Source organism: Okeania sp. SIO2B9 (assembly GCF_010672505.1).
Classification (GTDB): Bacteria; Cyanobacteriota; Cyanobacteriia; order Cyanobacteriales; family Microcoleaceae; genus Okeania; species Okeania hirsuta.
On record NZ_JAAHGK010000722.1, the window covers coordinates 1 to 3,968 of the forward strand.

The window sequence follows — 3,968 nt, forward strand, 5'->3', positions numbered from 1 at the left end:
TCTTCGATACTTTTGTGTGGTTCTAGCTTTAACAATCTCGGCATGGCGATCGCCCAACTCTTACTATTCATCCCTTAATTTATCAGGTTTAATTTTTTTATACCGATGCTACCGGATTTGATATTAGTGATTCAACTTTACATCAGTAAAATTTAAGTTGCAAGTGTTTTAGGCCAACTTCATTAAATCTTCATAAATAAAGACTGATCTTTACTAAATCTTCAAGATACAAATTTCATAATTCTGTGGCGAATAAAGGCGACCGCTGTAATTAAATAACAGTTATAAAGACCTAAGCAAAATCAAGTAATTAATTTGATTCGCTAAAATTTTTACAACAATTGAATTAATTATCGCTATAATTTTTACCTTTGCTGAACATAACTATCAAACCTTTCCCGTAACTGTTCAACTGTCAAATTCTGCATCCAATATTCTACCAAAGCGTGACCAAATGCCCAAGCATTCCGGTCTGGTGAAGAAGGATTTTCTAATAACAAAGGCCAAAGTGCCAGTAAGTCAAAACTACCTAAATTTGCATCCCCACTAAAGAGGGAAAATAAATCGTAAGCCATTTGTAACTTACCAATAACCACAGGCAACTCTTCCACCGGAATTTTTTCTGCCAACAAATAAGCTAAAGTTGGCGAACCAGTTGTCAGAGTAGAAACAAACTGCAACACTGGACTCTTTAACAAAGCAGTTAACCCCTGAGTAGTCGCCATTTGAAAAGTGTAACGATCGATAATTTTAGCTGCTGCAACAGTACGAACCTCGCGATCGCGCAAAAACCGAGCCAGACGTATTTGTTTAGCAGGACCAATAGCTTCTAGCAAAGACATAGAAATAGCATCAACATTCCAAGCACCTCTGTTACTTTGAATATCCCCCGTAACCACAGGCAAAACTTGATTACAAAAATCCCCAAATATTTCTGCGCGATATTGAGTCGCCTCCCGAATAGACTTTTCCTTCGCACCTTTACCCCAAACCCAATCATAAGGAGGTTGCCATTCTCGGATAGGTCGCAAACGGTCAACTTGGGTAACAATCACAATAGCAGGCAAATCTGCAATTTCTATTTTTATGTCTTGGAGAAAGTCTACATCCATTTGTAGCGCCGGGTCGAGAGCAGGAGTAACCAGCAACAATAAATCAGCAGTTTCAGCATAGTCGAGTACAAGTTCCCGCAAGTCTGGGCGGTTTGCTTGTTCGTAACCTGGTGTATCCCACAAATTGAGAGTCTCTCCAGTTTGCTGCCATTGATAATTTTGAATTTTATCGGTACTCGGTAATACATCAACTTCAGCACAGTCAGCTTGAAACAGAGTATTAATCAAACTACTCTTTCCCGCTCCAGTGCGCCCCACCAACAAAATATTAACAGGTTTTTGCTCTACAGTTTCAGCGGGTTGAGCTTGTTCGAGAATTTGTTCGAGAGTTTTAGTTTCTGCCTTCGGGAGACTAGGACTGGGAATAACAGACTCAGAAAATTCTAGGTTTTTGCCTCCGTAGAGAGCGATCGCCTGCTGGCAAAGATTTCGCAATGCCACTTCCCGTAATATCTGACTGAAATTCATCAATAACTGTTGGTTTGCCTGGTCACTGTAACGCCGACTTGCTAGTTTAGCTGCTGCTGTTACTGGGTTAAAAAACCATTGTGCTAAACCCCAAGCTTGGAAAAGTTTCCGTGCTGAAGGTTCTAATTTGCGATAAATTTCATATCCCTGATACGCTTGACCGACAGTTATTTGATTCAAGGTTGGAGATAATTTTTGCATCCATCGATTCATATCATCAACTGTACCTCGAATTAGACCGTAAGCTTGGGGAATGTAGATATTGAGCAGAGGATATTTGCCCTCCGGATGGTAAGTATTAGCAACAGCAACTATTACTGCTTGACAACGTTGCCAAAATGTTTGCCAGTCTTCCCACAGAGGAAGGTCGTTGCGTGATGATTTCAGAATTTCTTGCAGAGCAGTTTCTACCTGGAGAGTTGCATCACTTTTTGTGGGTAGGGTTGTCGTGTCATCAGTAAATTCTATTTGTTTGTTAACTTTTGCCATTACCTCTTTCATTTGTGCAACTGCCGGTCGCGTCCATTTGACCAGTAACCAACGCCATCCCACAAAGAGGAGGATAAATACGCCCCATATCCAGTTTATTCCCCACTGGTTGATTTGCATTCCGGCAGATATCATCAGGAAAGCTACAACACTAACAAGGGGAAAAGCTAAAATTACTAATTGCCACAGTTTTAATCGTATCATTATATGTTATTTATTTGAGTTTATATATTCAAAAGTTTACCTTGAGTTTTTCCCTGTGGCAGTTTTATATAGAAATTCCCATGCTGGAGAGGTACAAAATTTTTGGTTCTAGGGAACAGGGAACAGGGAATAGAAGACAAAATTAAAAGAAGATAGCTTGGCATTGGCAAATCTCAGAATAGCTGTGGAATTAGACAAAAGTCTTACAGCGATTTTCATTTGGGTAAACTACAGTAGGGGCGATTCGCGTTTGCGGAGCATTCCGTAGGAAATCGCCCCTACACGATTTTTGCCTGTGAAGATGTGGTTCATCAATTTGAAAAGCGCTGTAAGGATTCGGCTAAGGAAGACTCTGATTTTAGTCATCTCTATTCAGATGAGCGATTTCAAGCCATTACTGCAACTGAACAGACTCAAGAATCAGTTCAATAATTGTTTTCTGAGTACCTGTACTGGGTGTGGTATTTAGATATAGCGCTATACAAATATGCTCAAGATGTTCTTCTGTTCCCTACTCCCTACTCCCTACTCCCTACTCCCTACTCCCTCAATAAAAAAATCAAGTAATGCCTGAGTTGTTTCCTCTGGAGCTTCCTCTGGCAAAAAGTGACCACATGGAAAAGCTTGACCGCGCACATCTATTGCTCTTTCTCGCCAAGTTTCCAGCACATCATAACATTTTTCCATCACCCCGCGCTTTCCCCACAACACAAGTAACGGACATTCTATTCTACTGTTAATATCTTCTGCATCATGTTCCAAATCAATACTAGCTGCGGCACGATAGTCTTCACAAGTTCCATGAATACTGGCAGGGTCGCTAAAACAACGAATGTATTCTGCTATAGCATTCTCGGTAAAAGCAGCTTGGTCATAACTCCACTGTTTTAGTTTGCTGACAAGATAAAATGCTGGGTCAGAACCGATCAGGCGTTCGGGAATATTGTAGGGTTCGAGCAGAAAAAACCAGTGAGAATAAGCAGTCGCCAGTTGTTGGTTGACAGTTTGAAAAATTTTCCTGGTTGGTACAATATCGAGAACTGCTGCTTTTTCCACACAGTGGGGGTGGTCGAGTAAAAGGCGATGGAGAACTCTACCTCCACGGTCGTGACCTGCTGCCAAGAATTTGGAGTAACCTAGAGCTGCCATAACTTCTACTTGGTCTTGGGCAGTCACTCGTTTGGAATAGGTGAGATGTTGAGGATCGGAGGGTGGTTTGTCACTCTCGCCATAACCGCGTAAGTCTGTGCAGATGACGGTGAAGTGTTGGGCAAGAGCGGGAGCGACTTTGTGCCACATAATATGAGTTTGAGGATAGCCATGTAATAGTAGTAGGGGATAACCTTTTCCACCTTTGACTAAATTAATGGTGGCATTGGAAGTGGGGATTTTGTGGTAGGTAAATTGTTCAAACATGAAAATTTATTTGAGTTATAGCGTTTCACGGAATTCAAAAGTCAAAAGTCATGCATTCAAAAGTTAGATTTTATCAGTTCAAAACTTTGATGCTACCGAAATTATTTAACATTTAAAGGAGAAAAGCGGTCGAGGGATGGTGAGGTCTTCTCGCCATATCAATGAGACCAAGAGAAAAGAAAAAATTTTCCTTAAGCGGTCAATCCTATCCGTTTTCAAGCAAAGGTAATAATTAATAATTAATAATTAATTGTTGAATCCCTTTCTATAGATTTTTGG

At 40.6% G+C, this 3,968-nt stretch carries 3 protein-coding genes; 1 reads left to right on the forward strand and 2 read right to left on the reverse strand.

What is annotated here, in order from left to right; all coding sequences use genetic code 11:
• Positions 1–365: 365 nt before the first annotated feature.
• Positions 366–2,273, reverse strand: coding sequence for a GTPase family protein (locus tag F6K13_RS22255; protein WP_124146453.1), 1,908 nt, complete (start codon positions 2,271–2,273; stop codon positions 366–368).
• Between the two features lie 303 nt (positions 2,274–2,576).
• Here F6K13_RS22255 and F6K13_RS22260 point away from each other — a divergent pair, with 303 nt between their 5' ends.
• A complete protein-coding gene (locus tag F6K13_RS22260) occupies positions 2,577–2,705 on the forward strand; it encodes a hypothetical protein (RefSeq protein ID WP_287288411.1) in 129 nt (42 codons plus the stop codon).
• Between the two features lie 93 nt (positions 2,706–2,798).
• Here the strand turns inward: F6K13_RS22260 and F6K13_RS22265 are convergent, their stop codons facing one another.
• Positions 2,799–3,689 carry an alpha/beta fold hydrolase gene (locus F6K13_RS22265; protein ID WP_124146452.1) on the reverse strand — a complete coding sequence of 297 codons (891 nt, stop codon included), beginning with the start codon at positions 3,687–3,689 and terminating at the stop codon, positions 2,799–2,801.
• Positions 3,690–3,968: the final 279 nt, after the last annotated feature.